This is a genomic window from Croceicoccus hydrothermalis (genome assembly GCF_022378335.1).
Lineage (GTDB): Bacteria > Pseudomonadota > Alphaproteobacteria > Sphingomonadales > Sphingomonadaceae > Croceicoccus > Croceicoccus hydrothermalis.
The window spans coordinates 13,124-28,498 of sequence record NZ_JAIQCI010000021.1; the positions used below are offsets into that span (position 1 = coordinate 13,124).

General features: G+C 65.8%; 16 protein-coding genes. 10 read left to right on the plus strand and 6 right to left on the minus strand.

Annotated elements, in window-relative coordinates; translation table 11 throughout:
• The first annotated feature begins 1 nt into the window (after position 1).
• The 7 genes from K4G67_RS12890 to nadC all read left to right on the plus strand — a co-directional run bounded on the left by K4G67_RS12890 (position 2) and on the right by nadC (position 7,466).
• Positions 2–1,102, plus strand: coding sequence for a phosphatase domain-containing protein (locus tag K4G67_RS12890; RefSeq protein ID WP_239806773.1), 1,101 nt, complete (start codon positions 2–4; stop codon positions 1,100–1,102).
• A gap of 184 nt (positions 1,103–1,286) precedes the next feature.
• Positions 1,287–2,660, plus strand: a complete 1,374-nt coding sequence (locus K4G67_RS12895; RefSeq protein WP_239806774.1) for a M48 family metalloprotease — start codon at positions 1,287–1,289, stop codon at positions 2,658–2,660.
• Positions 2,661–2,671: 11 nt separating this feature from the next.
• Complete coding sequence (locus K4G67_RS12900; RefSeq protein ID WP_239806775.1) at positions 2,672–3,466, plus strand: DsbA family protein; 795 nt, start codon at positions 2,672–2,674, stop codon at positions 3,464–3,466.
• Positions 3,467–3,538: 72 nt separating this feature from the next.
• Positions 3,539–4,495, plus strand: coding sequence for a M48 family metalloprotease (locus tag K4G67_RS12905; RefSeq protein WP_239806776.1), 957 nt, complete (start codon positions 3,539–3,541; stop codon positions 4,493–4,495).
• A 77-nt stretch (positions 4,496–4,572) separates the two neighbouring features.
• Positions 4,573–5,754: a sensor histidine kinase gene (locus K4G67_RS12910; protein ID WP_239806803.1), complete on the plus strand. Its 1,182-nt coding sequence runs from the start codon at positions 4,573–4,575 to the stop codon at positions 5,752–5,754.
• A gap of 54 nt (positions 5,755–5,808) precedes the next feature.
• Entirely contained in the window at positions 5,809–6,615 is an 807-nt protein-coding gene (locus K4G67_RS12915; RefSeq protein ID WP_239806777.1) for a LytR/AlgR family response regulator transcription factor, read from the plus strand.
• Positions 6,615–7,466, plus strand: a complete 852-nt coding sequence (gene nadC, locus K4G67_RS12920) for a carboxylating nicotinate-nucleotide diphosphorylase (RefSeq protein ID WP_239806778.1) — start codon at positions 6,615–6,617, stop codon at positions 7,464–7,466. Before K4G67_RS12915 ends, nadC begins: the two co-directional genes overlap by 1 nt.
• Positions 7,467–7,473: 7 nt before the next feature.
• Here nadC and K4G67_RS12925 read toward each other — a convergent pair whose 3' ends face one another.
• Positions 7,474–7,902 carry a nucleoside deaminase gene (locus K4G67_RS12925; protein WP_239806779.1) on the minus strand — a complete coding sequence of 143 codons (429 nt, stop codon included), beginning with the start codon at positions 7,900–7,902 and terminating at the stop codon, positions 7,474–7,476.
• A gap of 215 nt (positions 7,903–8,117) precedes the next feature.
• On the opposite strand from K4G67_RS12925, the gene rpmB reads away from it, so the two are divergent.
• A complete protein-coding gene (rpmB, locus tag K4G67_RS12930; protein WP_202085765.1) occupies positions 8,118–8,405 on the plus strand; it encodes a 50S ribosomal protein L28 in 288 nt (95 codons plus the stop codon).
• A 14-nt stretch (positions 8,406–8,419) separates the two neighbouring features.
• Here rpmB and K4G67_RS12935 read toward each other — a convergent pair whose 3' ends face one another.
• The 4 genes from K4G67_RS12935 to xseA are packed head-to-tail and all read right to left on the minus strand — an operon-like array spanning position 8,420 to position 12,259.
• A complete protein-coding gene (locus tag K4G67_RS12935) occupies positions 8,420–9,502 on the minus strand; it encodes an esterase-like activity of phytase family protein (protein ID WP_239806780.1) in 1,083 nt (360 codons plus the stop codon).
• Between the two features lie 4 nt (positions 9,503–9,506).
• A complete protein-coding gene (locus K4G67_RS12940) occupies positions 9,507–10,457 on the minus strand; it encodes a M23 family metallopeptidase (RefSeq protein ID WP_239806781.1) in 951 nt (316 codons plus the stop codon).
• Complete coding sequence (locus K4G67_RS12945; protein WP_239806782.1) at positions 10,454–10,654, minus strand: DUF2093 domain-containing protein; 201 nt, start codon at positions 10,652–10,654, stop codon at positions 10,454–10,456. Before K4G67_RS12945 ends, K4G67_RS12940 begins: the two co-directional genes overlap by 4 nt.
• 27 nt (positions 10,655–10,681) lie before the next feature.
• Positions 10,682–12,259 (minus strand): exodeoxyribonuclease VII large subunit, encoded by a 1,578-nt coding sequence (gene xseA, locus K4G67_RS12950; protein ID WP_420830039.1) that lies wholly within the window; start codon positions 12,257–12,259, stop codon positions 10,682–10,684.
• On the opposite strand from xseA, the gene purD reads away from it, so the two are divergent.
• A complete protein-coding gene (purD, locus tag K4G67_RS12955; protein WP_239806783.1) occupies positions 12,259–13,548 on the plus strand; it encodes a phosphoribosylamine--glycine ligase in 1,290 nt (429 codons plus the stop codon). The two genes, xseA and purD, sit on opposite strands and share 1 nt — an antisense overlap.
• Positions 13,549–13,583: 35 nt before the next feature.
• On the opposite strand, the gene K4G67_RS12960 is transcribed toward purD, so the two are convergent.
• Complete coding sequence (locus K4G67_RS12960; protein ID WP_239806784.1) at positions 13,584–14,579, minus strand: adenosine kinase; 996 nt, start codon at positions 14,577–14,579, stop codon at positions 13,584–13,586.
• A 94-nt stretch (positions 14,580–14,673) separates the two neighbouring features.
• Between K4G67_RS12960 and K4G67_RS12965 the strand changes: the two genes are divergently transcribed.
• Entirely contained in the window at positions 14,674–15,375 is a 702-nt protein-coding gene (locus tag K4G67_RS12965) for an EI24 domain-containing protein (protein ID WP_239806785.1), read from the plus strand.

The following is a 15,375-nucleotide window of genomic DNA, read 5'->3' on the forward strand; positions in this document are numbered from 1 at the left end:
CATGACGCTGTTTGAAAGAGAGCCCCGCCTCGTTCCCTATTTCGGTTATCGCAATACCCACGGGCTGAGGATCGAGGCGCGCGCCTTGCGCAATCGCGAACCGCGCTGGGACCATTCGGCGAAATGGCGCAAGATCCGTGCCCTGCTCGACCATTTCGCATCGCGGGAGGAACCGCGCCTGCCGGTAACGCTGGTGGTGCGATCCCCCGACGGCATCACCGCGCGGCACGAGGGTGTGACGAACGACGAGGGCTTCGTGGTCTTCGACATCGCGCTCGACCATTGGCCGATGCCGCCGACGACGCGGTGGGAAACGGTGGAATTGCACTGGGCCACGCGCGATGGACCGCAACAGGCCGAAGGCTTCGTGCTCGCGCCCGGAACCGATACCGACCGGGCCATCATATCCGACATCGACGACACCATCATCGAAACCGGCGTGACTGGCGGCCTGCGCTCGGTCCTGCGAAACTGGAACAGGCTTTTGGCGCAAATGCCGGATGAAAGGACCGCGGTGCCGGGCGTCGACATGTTCTATGGCGCGCTTGCCGGCGGGGGCGAGGAGGGCGCGCATACGGGCGAGGCGGGCGAGGAATTGCGCGCGACGCGGCATCCGTTCTTTTACGTATCGTCCAGCCCGTGGAACCTGTTTTCCTATCTCGTGACCTTCATGAAGACGCGCGGCCTGCCGGTGGGACCGATCCATTTGCGCGACTGGGGTTTCAACCGCGAAACTTTGGGCTCGTCGAGTCACGGGACGCACAAGGTCGACGCCATCGACCGCATTCTCGCGTTCTATCCCGAAAAGCGGATCCTGATGATCGGCGACGATACGCAAGGCGATCTCGTCGCGTTCAGCCATGTCGCGGCCCATAATCCGGGCCGCGTCGCCGCGATCTTCATCCGCATGGCCGGCGACACCCATTCGCCCGAGGAGCAGGAGGCAAAGCAGCGCATCGCCGATGCGGGCGTGCCGCTATGGACCGGTTCCGCCTATGACGGGGGGCAGGCGTTTCTGAAGGAAATCGGCCTCGCCCACGATGGGGAGGCGGAGCGGATTGTTGCCGCTGCCGAGCGGGAAAAGGAAAGCGCGGACATCTGACGCACCTCAATTTCGGCATGTAAGCCCGGAGTTTCGGGGCAGATGCGCGTTATCCACGGGCGCGATGGCCGCGGTGCGCGCGGCGCGTGTCTTGCCGTCGTCACGCGCGGCCCCTATCCTTCGCCTTCATTGCCCGTTCACACCGGCGGGCACACCACCGGCCTTCATGCGAGCCCGACCGATCATGCCCGTTTCCGCCCTGCGGTCCCTTCTTGCGCGAACGATCTGCATCCTTGCGCTGGTGCTGATGTCGGTGCGTCCGGCGGCGGCGCAGTCGATCCTGCGCGATGCGGAGACAGAGGCGCTGCTCAACGACATGGCCGCGCCGCTTATCCGCGCGGCGGGGCTGGAGCCGGGCAACGTCGACCTCGTGCTTATCAACGACGGGTCGGTCAACGCCTTCGTCGCGGGCGGGCAGGCGGTCCATATCCATTCGGGCCTCATTGCGGAGGCGGATAACGCGCTCGAGGTGCAGGGCGTGATCGCGCACGAACTCGGCCATATCACCGGCGGGCACGTCATCGGTTTCGGTGACGGGGCGAAGGCGGCGGGCAATATCTCGATCCTTTCGCTGATCCTCGGCGTGGCGGCGGCCGCCGCCGGCGGGGGGGAGGCCGCGATGGGCGTCATCGCCGCGGGGCAACAGGCCGCGATGGGCAAGTTTCTCGCCTTTACCCGCGGGCAGGAATCGGCCGCCGATCTTGCCGGTGCGAAATACCTCGCCGGTGCGGGGCTGTCCGGGCGCGGAAGCCTCGATTTCTTCCGCAAGCTTCAGAATCTTGAGCATCGCAGCGGATATTACGCCGATTCGAACGATACGTTCTATCGTACGCACCCCTTGTCCCGCGATCGTATCGAGACGTTGCGCACGGTCTACGAACGCGACGATGCGTGGGATGAACCCGCCGATCCCGACATTGAACGCCGGTTTCAGCGTATGAAGGCAAAGCTTTACGGCTATCTCGCCCCGCCGGAACAGGTGCTCATCGCCTATCCCGAATATGTGGACACGGTGCCCGCCCGCTATGCCCGCGCGTATAGCCGGCATCGGCAGGCCCTGTTCGACAAGTCCGTGGCCGAGGCCGATGCTCTGTTGTCACAGGCGCCGGACGATCCTTATTTCCTCGAGCTGAAGGGGCAGATCCTGCTCGAGGCGGGGCAGGCGGAGGAGGCGCTCGATCCGCTGCGCCGGGCGGTTTCGCTTACCGGGAATCAGCCTTTGATCGCCACGCTTTTCGGTCATGCCCTGCTCGCCACCGAGGACGCCGCCCACCATGCGGAGGCGGAGCGTGTGCTGCGCGCGGCGGTCGCGGTCGACAGGTTGAATCCGCAGGCATGGTATCAGCTTGGCCGGATCTATGCCGAACGTGGCGATTTGCCGCGTGCGCGTCTCGCCAGTGCGGAAACCAAGATGATGACCGGCGATCCCATGTCCGCGCTACAGAATGCGCAGGCCGCGGAGGCCGCATTGCCGACCGGCACGCCGGACTGGCTCCGCGCACAGGATATTGCGCTGCAGGCGCGAGATGCGATTGAACGAAAGCGCAAACGCGACTAGCCTCGTATTCCATGAAGGCCGCAGATCGATCCCGCTCCCACCACATTGCCCGGCGTCTCGTCGCGGCGTTCGCGGTCATCCTCGTCATCGCATTCGGTGCCGCCGTTATTTACAAGACCGGCCCCGCAGAGGCGCAATCCGATAGCGCGGCCGACATCGCCGCCGACGAATTCGACGAGGGCGAGCGCGCCGCGATCGAGGCGCTGGTCCGCAATTACATCCTCGAACATCCTGAAATCCTGCCCGAGGCGATCGAGCGACTTCGCATGAAACAGGCGGGCGAGGACATTTCGCGCATCGGTGCGGCGCTGACCGAGCCTTTTCCAGGCGCGGTGCTCGGCAACGCGCAAGGGAGCCGCACGCTCGTCACCTTTACCGATTATGCCTGCGGATATTGCCGGCAATCGGTCGCGGATGTGAAGGCGCTCATCGCGAAGGATGACGACCTGCGCGTGGTGGTGCGCGAGCTGCCTATCCTTTCGCAGGCGAGCGAGGATGCCGCGCGCATGGCGCTCGCCGCCGCGAAGCAGGGGCGCTATGCCGCGTTTCACGATGCGATGTATGCAAGCGGCAGGCCAGATGAGCAGAGCATTGCCGCCGCCGCCGCGCGCGCGGGGCTGAACATGGAAAAGGCCCGCGCCGATGCAGATGGTGCCGACATCGCGCGCGAGGTGGAAACCAATCGTCAGATCGCCGCGCAATTGCAGGTCGATGGAACACCGGCGTGGGTTGCGGGCGAAACGCTTTTGCGCGGGGCGGTGGGGGCGGATGCGCTGCGCGAGGCGCTTAACCAGATTGAAAGATAAAGCACTCAAAATGGCGGGGTGATGCGATTTTACTCGGCTCTTTCCTTAATCGTCGCGGCCGGTGTTGCCATTGTGGCAACGGCGCTTCCGTCCGTCGCACACGATTTGGGACACCGGGAAGATAACGCCTATCGCAGCCTGCTCGACCTCGATGCAAAGCTGCTTACCGTGGGGTGGCGGCTAGCGCGCGGTAACGCCCCGTTCTGTCACCAACGCCGGCCGTCCGTGGGAATGCAGATGGTCGATGCGCAAAGCTTCGGTGATGCAATGGCTGCACGCGCGTCACTCGGTCTTTCGGGTGATTTCGGCATTGGCGGGCTGGCGTCCGGCGGGCCGGGCGACCGGGCGGGCGTCGCCAGAATTCGCGAAATCGTCGCGATCGGGACACTGCCCGTCTCCGATATTGCAGAGAGCCAGCCTGGCGACTTTCGCCGGATGCGCGACCTGCACGATCACGTCGACAATCTGTTGTCGCGGCGTGGTATCGTCCGCATCGCCGGCTTCGATCCCCAGGGCACGCTGCGCCGGGTAACGATCCCGGCGGAGCCGGTTTGCGCCGGCCGGTTCGAGATTCTCACCAACAGCGGCGCTGCGCGAAGCGATGGCCAGCGTGTACTGATCGGGGATGCGCTGGCGAACAAACATGGCGACAAGGATTATTTCCCCGCGATCGTGGCGCATGAATTCGCGCATGTGATCCTGCGCCATCCGCAACAACTCAAAGGCAGACGAACCATCGGCCGCGTGCGCCATAGCGAGCGTGAGGCCGATCGGCTGATGATATGGCTGCTTGCCAATGCCGGTTACGACGTGCAGATCGGCCCGGAACTGATGCGGGAATATCTGCGGTTGCGGGATGTCGGTATATTCGATCCCACGCATGACGCATGGGACGAACGCATCGACGTCATGAAGGAGGAAATCGCCATCATCGACCGCATCCGCGCAGAAAACAGCGATGCCCGCCTGTGGTTCGACTGGTCCTCACGCTTCCCAATGAGCCGGGACGAGGCGAAACCGCGACGATGAGCGTACCGCAGGCTCCCGCGCCTGTGTCGCGCGGGGGCTCGGCGCGCTATGGCGGAGTGATGAACCGGCATAGCCCCATGACCATGTTGCCCTTTGCCCAGGCGCCGTTCTTTCAGGACAAGAATCAGGCGTTCTGGCGGCTACAGGCGGCGGGCTGGGGCGGGGCGATGCTGCTGCGCGGGGTGACGAGCCTTGCGAACGAACGCCCGCTCTCCTTTCTCGTCATCGTGGTCATCGGCTCGATCACCGGTTTTTCGCTGAGCCTTATTCTCTCGGTCATCTATCGCGTGCTGATGGGGCGGCGTGCCATCGTCACCTGGGGCGCGACGGGGATCGTGCTTGCCATCGCGGTCAGCCTGTATGCCTTCATCGACAGCTGGGTGATATCGCTTTACCGGCCCGCCGGGGAAACGCCGTTCGCGCAATTGTTCCTCGGTGTGTTCTATCTCGACATGACGTTGCTGGGCGCGTGGTCGGCGCTTTATTACGCGATCAATTTCTACCTTCAGGTGGAGGAACAGAACGACCGATTGCTCCGCCTCGAAAATCAGGCGACGAGCGCACAGCTTGCGATGCTGCGCTATCAGCTCAACCCCCATTTCCTGTTCAATACGCTCAATTCGATCTCGACGCTGGTGCTTTTGAAACAGACGGAACCGGCCAATGCGATGCTGTCGCGCCTGTCGAGCTTTTTGCGCTATACGCTCGTCAACCCGCCGACCGGGCGTGTGACCGTCGCGCAGGAGATCGAGACATTGAAGCTCTATCTCGACATCGAACGCATGCGGTTCGAGGAACGGCTGCGCACCCGGTTCGACATCGCCGGCGATGTGCGCGATGCGTTAATGCCGTCGCTGCTGCTTCAACCGCTGGTCGAGAATGCGATCAAATATGCCGTATCCCCACAGGAAACCGGCGCGGAAATCACCGTATCGGCAGAACGCATGGGCGCGATGCTGCGTATCACCGTCGCCGATACGGGGCCCGGCCTGCCGCGGGACGTGGACCCGGAGGATGTGATCGGCGTCGCCCATGGCAACGAGGCGCAATCGACCGGCGTCGGCCTCGCCAATATCCGGCAGCGTCTCGTCCAAGCCTATGGCGAGGATCAGCGTTTCGAAATCCGGTCCCGCCCGCAGGATGGTTTCGCCGTGGTCATCGACGTTCCCTATGACGCGGCGGAGCCGACAGCCCGTCCCGCACCCCCCGCCGCGCGCCCGGCAGCCACCCCGGCGCCGCCGGAACGCAATGATGTGTGAAACCACATCGCCATGCGCCCGTTTGTTGGGTAGATGTCTTTTTCAGGAATTCCGATGACAATTCGCACGATCCTCGTCGACGACGAAAAACTGGCCATTCAGGGCCTCCAACTCCGCCTGCAGCAGCATCCCGATATCGAGGTGATCGAAACCTGCGCCAACGGGCGCGAGGCGATCCGCGCGATCAAGACGGAGAAGCCCGACCTCGTGTTCCTCGACATTCAGATGCCCGGTTTCGACGGGTTTTCGGTGGTGAAGGGGGTGATGGAGATCGAACCGCCGCTGTTCATCTTCGTGACCGCGTTTTCCGAACATGCCGTCCGCGCGTTCGAGGCGAATGCCGTCGATTACCTGATGAAACCGGTGGACGAGGACCGGCTCGCCGATGCGATCGAGCGGGCCCGCACCCGCCTTTCGGAAAAGCGCGGGCTCGAAGAGGTGGAGAAGCTGAAGAATGTCCTCGCCGAGGTGGCGCCCGATGCGGTCGAGCCGAACGAGGAGGACGAGGCCGGCACCGCATCGGGCGGCGGCCGCTTCGAGAAGATGTTGAACGTGAAGGATCGCGGCCAGATTTTCCGCGTCGATGTCGGCACCATCGAACATATCGAGGCCGCGGGCGATTACATGTGCATCTACACCGGTGACAATTCGCTGATCCTGCGCGAAACGATGAAGGATCTGGAGCGCAGGCTCGACCCCCGCGATTTTCAGCGTGTGCACCGTTCCACCATCGTCAATCTGAACCAGGTCCGACAGGTGAAGCCGCACACCAATGGCGAATGTTTCCTCGTGCTGGGTTCCGGCGCGGAGGTGAAGGTATCGCGCAGCTATCGCGATGTGGTCGCAAGGTTCGTACACTGATGAAAATTCCGCATTTCGACCTCGACGCCTTCGTGCGCGACACGCTCGCCGAGGATCTGGGCGAGGGGGTGCCGGGCGGCGGGCACGATGTGACGAGCGAGAGCGTCATTCCGGCAGATGCGCGATTCGCCGGCGTCATGGACAGCCGCGATCCGGTGACCGTGGCGGGCCTGCCGATTGCCGCCGCGTTCTTTCGCGCATTGGACCCATCGTGCGAGATCGCGATGCTTGTCGCGGACGGCGATGCGGTTGCGGCGGGCACCGATCTGATGCGGGTGTCGGGCAATGCGCGCGCGTTGCTGACGGCGGAGCGCAGCGCATTGAACACGGTGCAGCATCTTTCGGGGATTGCCACGATGACCGCGCGCTATGTCGCCGCGATGGGTGGGCATGCAACGCTGCTCGACACGCGAAAGACCATCCCCGGCCTCCGCCATCTCGAAAAATACGCGACCCGGATGGGCGGCGCGCAGAACCACCGCATGGGGCTGTGGGATGCGGCGATGATCAAGGATAATCACGTCGCGGTCGCAGGCGGCGTCGGCCCCGCGGTCGCGCGCGCAAAGGCGGCGGGCGTGGCCAGCATCATTTGCGAAGTGGACCGCATCGATCAGATCGAACCGGCGATCGGCGCCGGCGCAACGCATATCCTGCTCGACAATATGGGGCCGGAAGTGTTGCGCGAGGCGGTCGGCATCATCGGCGCGCGCGTGCCTGCCGAGGCTTCGGGCGGCGTCAGCCTCGACACCATTGCGGCAATCGCCGCCAGCGGGGTCGATTACGTGTCGGTGGGGAGATTGACGCAAAGCGCGCCGGCCGCCGATATTGGCCTGGATTTCAAACCGGCATAGGCCGCTATCACCGCCGTTCGGCAAAGAACGCACGCAGCAGGGCGGCTGCCTCCGCCTCTCCGATCCCGCCGTAGATTTCGGGGCGGTGGAGCCATTCGGCGCGGTCGAACAGGCGAGGGCCATGCTCCACCGCGCCGCCCTTCTCATCGCCTGCACCAAAATAGAGCCGGGCGATCCGCGCATGGGTGATGGCGCCGGCACACATCGCGCACGGCTCCAGCGTGACGTAGAGATCGCAATCGGTGAGCCGCGCCGTGCCCAACGCCCGCGCCGCGCGGCGAATCGCCAGCATTTCCGCATGGGCGCTGGGATCGTGACGGCGGCGGGGTTCGTTATGCGCGGCGGCAACGATCGCCCCGCGGCGGACCACGACGGCACCGACCGGAACCTCGCCTGCGTCGGCGGCCATTCGCGCCTGTTCCAAAGCCCCGGCCATCGGCGCGGGCAGGGGCCAGCGCGCACGGGCAGGCATTCGCGGGGGAGGGGGCGGCACGGTCATCGGCCCGAGACTTGCCCGAATCGCGGCGGCAGGGCAATAAACGCAGACATCGGTGCGACGCGGCGCGGTTTGCTTGACGATTCGTCAGGCTCTCGCTATGCGCGGCGCTTTCCCGACGAATTATACCGTCCTTTATCAAGCGAGTTAAAACCATGTCGCGCATCTGCGAACTGACCGGCAAGGGCCGACTGATCGGCAACAACGTGAGCCACGCCAACAACAAGACCAAGCGCGTGTTCCTTCCCAATCTTCAGCGTGTCACGCTGATGAGCGAGAAGCTGGACAAGAGCTTCAAGTTTCGCGTGTCGACGAACGGTCTGCGTTCGGTCGAGCACAATGGCGGGCTGGACAACTGGCTGCTGAAGACCTCGGATACCAAGCTCAGCCCCCGCGCCCTCAAGGTGAAGCGCGAGCTGACCAAGGCGAACGCCGCGGCCTGAACCGCCGCGGGCGCCTAGGGCGCCGGCCAGTCGAGGCGAAGCAGATATTGATGCTGGATGATGCTGGCGAGATTATCGTCGGACACCAGCCAAATATGCACGCCCCCGTTGCGCGCCGGCTCTATGGCGAGACCTTCGTAATTATCCGCCAATGGCCCGCTGTCGATGCGGGCCATTTCGCCTGCCTGCCATAACCCGCCCCAGCGAATCCGTGCCGGATCGGCGATGGCGATATTGGTCGAAAACCCGGTCAGGACGTTGAACTTCCGCCCGAGGATCAGCACGCGCCCGTCGGGCAGTTGCGCCCCGTCGACCGGGCGGAACCCGTTCGGCATGGCGAGGTGAAAGATGCGCCCCGCCGCCCCGCTTTGCCGTTCGGCAAGAGGCTGTTCGCCAAACGGCTGTTCGCCAAACGGCTGTTCGCCAAACGGCTGTTCGCCAAACGGCTGTTCGACTGTGGGACGAACGCCGTTGCCGACCGGATCACCATCGAAAAGCACGCCTGTGTGACTGTGCGAGCGACCGGGGCTGATGGCCTCGCTGATCACGATGAAGCGACCGTCGCGCAGGCGTATGATCGTTTCGGGCCCGGTATTGCGCGGCCATGATGCCATCGTGGCCGGCTGAACGGCCTCTCCCGTCGTCGCTCCCGCAGCGAATCGCGCGATGGCGTTCAGATGTTCGAATGTTATCCAGTACGTGCCCGTATCCGGATCGACCGCCACCCCTTCGAGATCGTTGAGAGCGTGCGCGCCGAAGGCGGGAACGCGGGCCGTGTCGATGGTGACGGCGCCCGTATCGCCCGGCCGCGGAAAGGTGACCCGCCAGCCGCGATCGGATACGGCGAGAAAATGCCCGTCCGGCAGGATGGCAAGCCCCGAGAGCCCATGAAAATCCGGCCGCGACCCGTCGAGCCGCCATGCCCCGCCGAGGGTGAAGGGACCGATCCTCATGCCCGCAGCCGCAACCGGGACGGCGGTAATGGAAAGCGCACCCGCGGCAACAGACCGGGTTTCATGCGCGCCGAGTGTTACAAGAGCGCACAGCGCCAATATCGCCGCACCGCCGATCCGGCCCAGCCGCGCGGCGGCGCTCACCCCGTCAGCCGCCCGTCATCGGCCCGGTGAAGAGAATCGGGTCGAGCCGCGCATCCTTCCACTTCATGCTCCAGTGCAGATGCGGTCCGGTGGCGCGTCCGCTGGAGCCGATGGTGCCGAGCTGCTGGCCCTGGCGGACGATGTCGCCCTCCTTCACGTCCAATCGCTGGGCATGGAGAAACGCGCTGTTGAGGCCATGGCCGTGGTCGAGGATGAGCAGCTGCCCTTCGAGGCTGAAACCCTCAGGCGCGGCGAGAACCACGGTCCCGTCGGCCGGTGCGACGAAAGGCACGCCCGCGCCCGGTGCGATGTCGATGCCGGAGTGATAGCTGCCCGGCTCGCCGCGATAGATGCGCTGAGACCCGAAAACGCCGGATATCCGCCCCTTCGCCGGCCAGATGAAATCCTGCCGCCATCCGGTGCTGCCGGTGTCGCGCGCGCGGGCGGTGCCGATGCGTTCGAGTTCGGGGCGACGAATGCGCATGAACGCCGCGCTCGGTCCGCCGCTGCTGCGCGCGATATTCACCCGCTCGATCCGCCAGTCGCGGGGCGAAATGGCGATGGCCTCGCTCGCGGTCGATCCATCGCTGCGCTTTGCAACGAGCGTGGCGACAGGTCCTGCATCGCGATCGAACGCGGCGAGAAAGCTGCCGTCCTCGCCCATGGGGACACCGACGCCGTTAAGCTCCAGCGTGTCGGTACCGACCGGCGCGGTGCCACGGATCCAGCCACCCTGCGTCATCTCGCCGTCATAGGCGAAGCGGGCGGGGGGCAGCGCCTGCTGCTCCGGATAGGTGACGTCGATCGGACGGGGTAACGGCACGGGGGTCGCGGACACCTCCGGCGCGCGGGCGGCGGCGTCGCCCGGTTCCGATTCGGGGACCACGGCACAGGCGGCGATCATGCCGGCCATCGCGGCGGCACCCGCGACGCGCGAGAGTGTGCGTGCCGTCATGACGGGTACAGCGCCTCTGTCGCGATTTGCGCGCTGGCGTAGGGTTCCTGCTTTTCCACGTCCCAATAGCGCAGCATGTCGAGCGGGATCGGCACTCCGCTCACTTCGCAGAGCACGTGATCGCCGGCGGTAAGCTGGCGAAAGGAATTGGGGCCGTATTCCAGGCGGGCGGGCTTTGCGTCGGAGCTTGAAAACATGTGCGATGATCTAGCGGTCCGGGCCTGTCAAAACAATGACTGCTGTTCCGGTTCGTCGCGCTTTTCCGGCGTCTTGCGGGGCGGGCGGCGGCGCGGCGCGCGGGTTTCGCGCGCCGGTTCCGCCCCGTTCAACGGCGCCACGTCGAGCGTGCCGTCCCCGAACCGCAGGGTGAGCGCGGGCCTTTGCGCCGCATCCGCGCGCCGGCTGATCGCCTGCCCGTCGGCCAGCACCATGGCATAACCACGCGAAAGCGGCGCGAGCGGATCTAGCTGCGCGAGTACGCTGCGCAGCGCGGCCATCCGTTCGCGGTCCTGCGTAAGCCTTTGCGCGACCATTCGGTGAATGCCCGGCACGCGGTCCAATGCGCGCCGTTCCTGACGAACCGTGGCGGACAGGGCGCGCGTCATCTGTCCACGCAAATCGTTCAGCACCGTCCCCTGCCGCGCGATCCGTTCGTTCAGCATCGTGGGGCGCAGCCGCCCGCGCAATTCGGCCAGCGTGCTGCCCGCCCGGTCGGCCCGCATGGAAAGACCGCGCCGCAGCCTCTCGCCCAGATCGTCGAGCCTTTGCCCGCGTTCGGCCATCATCGCGCCAGGATCGGGCAGCCGCTCGCCCCACGCTGCCAGCCTTTCGCGGGCGAGCGCGACGGGCCGTGCCACGCCGCGCCGCTTGCGCAATCCATATTCGTCGAGTGTCATGCGCAATTCGTCCCGCACCGGCACGGCCAGTTCGGCGGCGGCGGTCGGTGTCGGTGCGCGCAGATCGGCGGCGAAATCGGCGAGCGTCGTATCGGTTTCATGCCCCACCGCACTGATCACCGGGATCGAGCAATCGGCGATCGCGCGCACGACGATCTCCTCGTTGAAACCCCACAGATCCTCGATCGAACCGCCCCCGCGCGCGACGATGACCACGTCGGGACGCGGCACCGGTCCGCCGGGCGGGAGTGCGGAAAAACCGCGCACCGCGGCGGCGACCTGCTCCGCGCTGCCCTTGCCCTGCACGATGACGGGCCACACGATGACGCGGCTCGGGAAACGGTCGGACAGGCGGTGCAATATATCCCGGATGACCGCCCCGGTCGGCGATGTCACGACGCCGATCACATCGGGCAGGAACGGCAAAGTGCGTTTGCGCGATGCGGCGAAAAGCCCCTCGGCTTCCAGCTTCGCCTTCACCCGTTCGAGCAGGGCGAGCAGCGCGCCCTCGCCCGCGATTTCCATCGAATCGACGACGATCTGATATTTGGAGCGGCCGGGATAGGTCGTCAGCTTGCCGGTGGCGACGACCTCGATGCCGTCCTCCGGCATGAAGCCCAGCCGCCCGGTATTGCCGCGCCACATCACCGCGTCGATGACCGCCTTGTCATCCTTCAACGCGCAGTAAAGATGCCCCGACGCCGCGCGCTTCACCCCCGACAGTTCCCCGCGTAGCCGGACATGGCCGAACCGGTCCTCCACCGTGCGTTTCAACAGGCTGGATATTTCGCTTACCGTGACCGGCGCATCATTGTCGCCGGGGGAAACGCGCGCTAACAGCGCGTCACTTTCATCGCCCCCGGACCGGCTGGGCGTTTCACGCGAATTTATGGGGCGACGGGCCAATGAACATCCTTCTGATCGGTGCGGGCGGGCGCGAACATGCGCTGGCGTGGCGGCTTTCGCAATCCCGGCTGCTGTCCGGCGGCGGCGTGCTGTATGCCGCGCCGGGCAATCCGGGCATGGCGGATCATGCGCGCTGTATCACGCTCGACGTGGGGGATCACGATGGCGTCGTCGCTTTTTGCGAGGATAACCGCATCGGCCTCGTCGTCGTCGGGCCGGAGGCGCCGCTTGTCGACGGCCTGGGCGACAGTCTGCGTGCGGAGGGCGTGGCGGTGTTCGGCCCCAATGCGGCGGCGGCGCAGCTGGAAGGGTCGAAGGGTTTTACCAAGGATCTGTGCACGCGCGCGGGTATCCCGACCGCCGATTACGCGTTCTGCGACAACAGGGACGCGGCCCACGCGGCGCTGTCGCGCTTTGCCATTCCGGTCGTGATCAAGGCGGACGGCCTGGCCGCCGGCAAGGGTGTCATCATCGCCGAAACCGCCGAAGAGGCCAAGGCCGCCATTGACGATATCTTTGGCGGCCGGTTCGGCGCGGCGGGTGCCTCGGTCGTGATCGAGGAGTTCATGCGCGGCGAGGAGGCGAGTTTTTTCGCGCTGACCGACGGGAGCACCATCGTGCCTTTCGGCTCCGCACAGGACCACAAGCGCGTGGGCGAGGGCGACACCGGGCCCAACACCGGCGGCATGGGTGCATACAGCCCGGCACCGGTGCTTTCCGCGATGATGGAGGGCGAGGTGCTGGAACGGATCATCGCGCCGACCGTGCGCACCATGGCCGAGGATGGCACCCCATACTGCGGCGTATTATATGCCGGGCTGATGCTCACCGCCGAGGGGCCGAAGCTGATCGAGTATAATTGCCGGTTCGGCGATCCCGAATGTCAGGTGTTGATGATGCGGCTGGAGGACGATCTGGGCGAGGTGCTGCTGGCCGCGGCGGAATACCGCTTGGGCAGCATCGCACCGCCGCGCTTTTCGCCCAAAACCGCGCTGACCGTGGTGATGGCGGCCAATGGCTATCCCGGCACGCCCGAAAAGGGCGGGGCGATTGCGGGGCTGGACGCGGCCGAGGCCGACGGCGCGCGCGTGTTCCATGCCGGTACCGCGATGCGCGATGGTATGCTCGTCGCCAATGGCGGCCGCGTGCTGAACGTGACGGCGAATGGCGCCAGCGTTGGCGATGCGCAGAACCGCGCCTATCGCGCCGTCGATGCAATTTCGTTCGAGAGCGGCTTCTGCCGCCGCGACATAGGTTGGCGCGAGGTGGCGCGCGAACGCGACGCGTAACGCCCCGCCCGCGCCGCGCCGCCTACCCCAAAGGCTTAGCGCAAACGCTGGGCAACCAGCGATTTCAGGTCCGCTTCGGGCCGCGCGCCATAGTGGGCGATGATCTCGGCCGCCGCAACGGCCCCCATGGTCAGGCACTCGGCAAGCGCGCGCCCCTTTACATGGCCGGCGAGGAATCCGGCGGCGAAGCTGTCGCCGGCACCTGTCGTATCGACGATTTTCTGCACCGGCTCGGCCTTCACCTCGGCGCGCTCGTCGCCGGCAACCGCCACCGCGCCCTGTTCGCCGCGCGTCACGACCAGCACCGGCAATTTCGGTGCGAGCGCGTCGATCGCCGCCTCGCATGTCTCCACCCCGGTCAGCGCCATCGCCTCGCCTTCATTGGCGAACAGGATGTCGATCGCGCCGCCGTCGATCAACGCACGAAAATCGTCGCCATGCCGGTCGAGCAGAAACGCATCGGACAGGGTAAAGGCGATCTTGCGGCCCGCATCGCGCGCAGCCTGCATCGCATCGCGCATGGCGGCGCGCGGCGTGTCCGGATCCCACAGATACCCTTCGAGATAGAGCACCGCCGCATCCGCGATCAGCGTGCCGTCCACGACCTTCGCGGTCAATTCCTGCGACGCGCCGAGGAACGTGTTCATCGTGCGTTGCCCGTCGGAAGTGACGTGGACGAGACAGCGCGCGGTCGGCACGTCGCCTGTATGCACGGCGGTGTCGAAATGAATGCCGGCTGCGCGAATGTCATGCGCGAACACATGGCCGAGCTGATCGTCGGCGACCTGTCCGATAAAGGCGCATTTCGCGCCGAGCGCGGCGAGCCCGGCGCAGGTGTTCGCCGCCGAACCACCGGAAATCTCGCGTCCCGGGCCCATCGCATCGTAAAGCGTTTCGGCCCGTGCCGTATCGACGAGCGCCATCGCCCCCTTGTCGAGGCCATGTTCGGCGAGAAAGGCGTCGTCACACGGGGCGATCACGTCGACGATGGCGTTGCCGATGGCGAGAACGTCGAATTTGGGTGCGGTCATCAGGTTACTCGTCTTGCTGCATATTGCGGATGATCGCGGTGGTTAGGGAAGCGCGCCGTTGACAGCAAGCGTGTCGCGGCCCCTATCGTGGCGCATGTCCATCGCCCGATCCGCGCCCGTATCGATTCCCACCGCGTTCGCGCTGGCCTTCGGGCAATTGACGCAAAGGCGCGTTCTGCTCCTGCTGCTCAAATGTATTGCATTGGCGCTGGTGTTGAGCGTGGCGGTGGCGGCGGGGTTTTCCGCGGCCTTGCTCTGGGGCGTGGCGGCGGTTGTCGGTGATGCCTGGGTGGAGGGCGGTGCGGGCACGGCGCTGCGCGTGGTGGCGACCGTGCTCGGCGTGTGGCTTGCGTGGCGGGTCGTGGCGATGGCGGTGGTGCAATTTTATGCCGACGATGTGGTCGCGGCGGTGGAGGCGCGCCATTATCCCGCGCTCCGCCCGCGCGAAGTTCCCTTGCGCGAACAGGCGGTGCAGGCCGGGCGGGGCGCGATGCGTGCGTTGATCGCCAATCTCGTCGCGCTGCCTTTCGCGCTGGCCCTGCTGTTTACAGGGGTGGGGACGGCCATCGTGTTCGCTGTGGTCAATGCATGGCTGCTGGGGCGCGAATTGCGCGACATGGTCTGGCTGCGACACGCGGTCGATCTTACGGATGCGCCGCTTGGGCCGCTTAGCCGTTTCCTGCTCGGCTTCGCGGTGGTAGGGCTGCTCGCCGTGCCGTTCGTCAATCTGCTCGCACCGTTCGTGGGCGCGGCGGCGGCAACCCATATGGTGCACCGCGCCGCCGCGCGCCATTGA

What these genes read in the sequence shown, in the direction of transcription:
- K4G67_RS12890 (WP_239806773.1), top strand. Translation starts at nt 2, where the DNA reads ATGACGCTGTTTGAAAGAGAGCCCCGCCTCGTTCCCTATTTCGGTTAT.
- K4G67_RS12895 (WP_239806774.1), top strand. Translation starts at nt 1,287, where the DNA reads ATGCCCGTTTCCGCCCTGCGGTCCCTTCTTGCGCGAACGATCTGCATC.
- K4G67_RS12900 (WP_239806775.1), top strand. Translation starts at nt 2,672, where the DNA reads ATGAAGGCCGCAGATCGATCCCGCTCCCACCACATTGCCCGGCGTCTC.
- K4G67_RS12910 (WP_239806803.1), top strand. Translation starts at nt 4,573, where the DNA reads ATGACCATGTTGCCCTTTGCCCAGGCGCCGTTCTTTCAGGACAAGAAT.
- K4G67_RS12915 (WP_239806777.1), top strand. Translation starts at nt 5,809, where the DNA reads ATGACAATTCGCACGATCCTCGTCGACGACGAAAAACTGGCCATTCAG.
- nadC (WP_239806778.1), top strand. Translation starts at nt 6,615, where the DNA reads ATGAAAATTCCGCATTTCGACCTCGACGCCTTCGTGCGCGACACGCTC.
- K4G67_RS12925 (WP_239806779.1), bottom strand. Translation starts at nt 7,902, where the DNA reads ATGGCCGGGGCTTTGGAACAGGCGCGAATGGCCGCCGACGCAGGCGAG.
- rpmB (WP_202085765.1), top strand. Translation starts at nt 8,118, where the DNA reads ATGTCGCGCATCTGCGAACTGACCGGCAAGGGCCGACTGATCGGCAAC.
- K4G67_RS12940 (WP_239806781.1), bottom strand. Translation starts at nt 10,457, where the DNA reads ATGACGGCACGCACACTCTCGCGCGTCGCGGGTGCCGCCGCGATGGCC.
- K4G67_RS12945 (WP_239806782.1), bottom strand. Translation starts at nt 10,654, where the DNA reads ATGTTTTCAAGCTCCGACGCAAAGCCCGCCCGCCTGGAATACGGCCCC.
- purD (WP_239806783.1), top strand. Translation starts at nt 12,259, where the DNA reads ATGAACATCCTTCTGATCGGTGCGGGCGGGCGCGAACATGCGCTGGCG.
- K4G67_RS12960 (WP_239806784.1), bottom strand. Translation starts at nt 14,579, where the DNA reads ATGACCGCACCCAAATTCGACGTTCTCGCCATCGGCAACGCCATCGTC.
- K4G67_RS12965 (WP_239806785.1), top strand. Translation starts at nt 14,674, where the DNA reads ATGTCCATCGCCCGATCCGCGCCCGTATCGATTCCCACCGCGTTCGCG.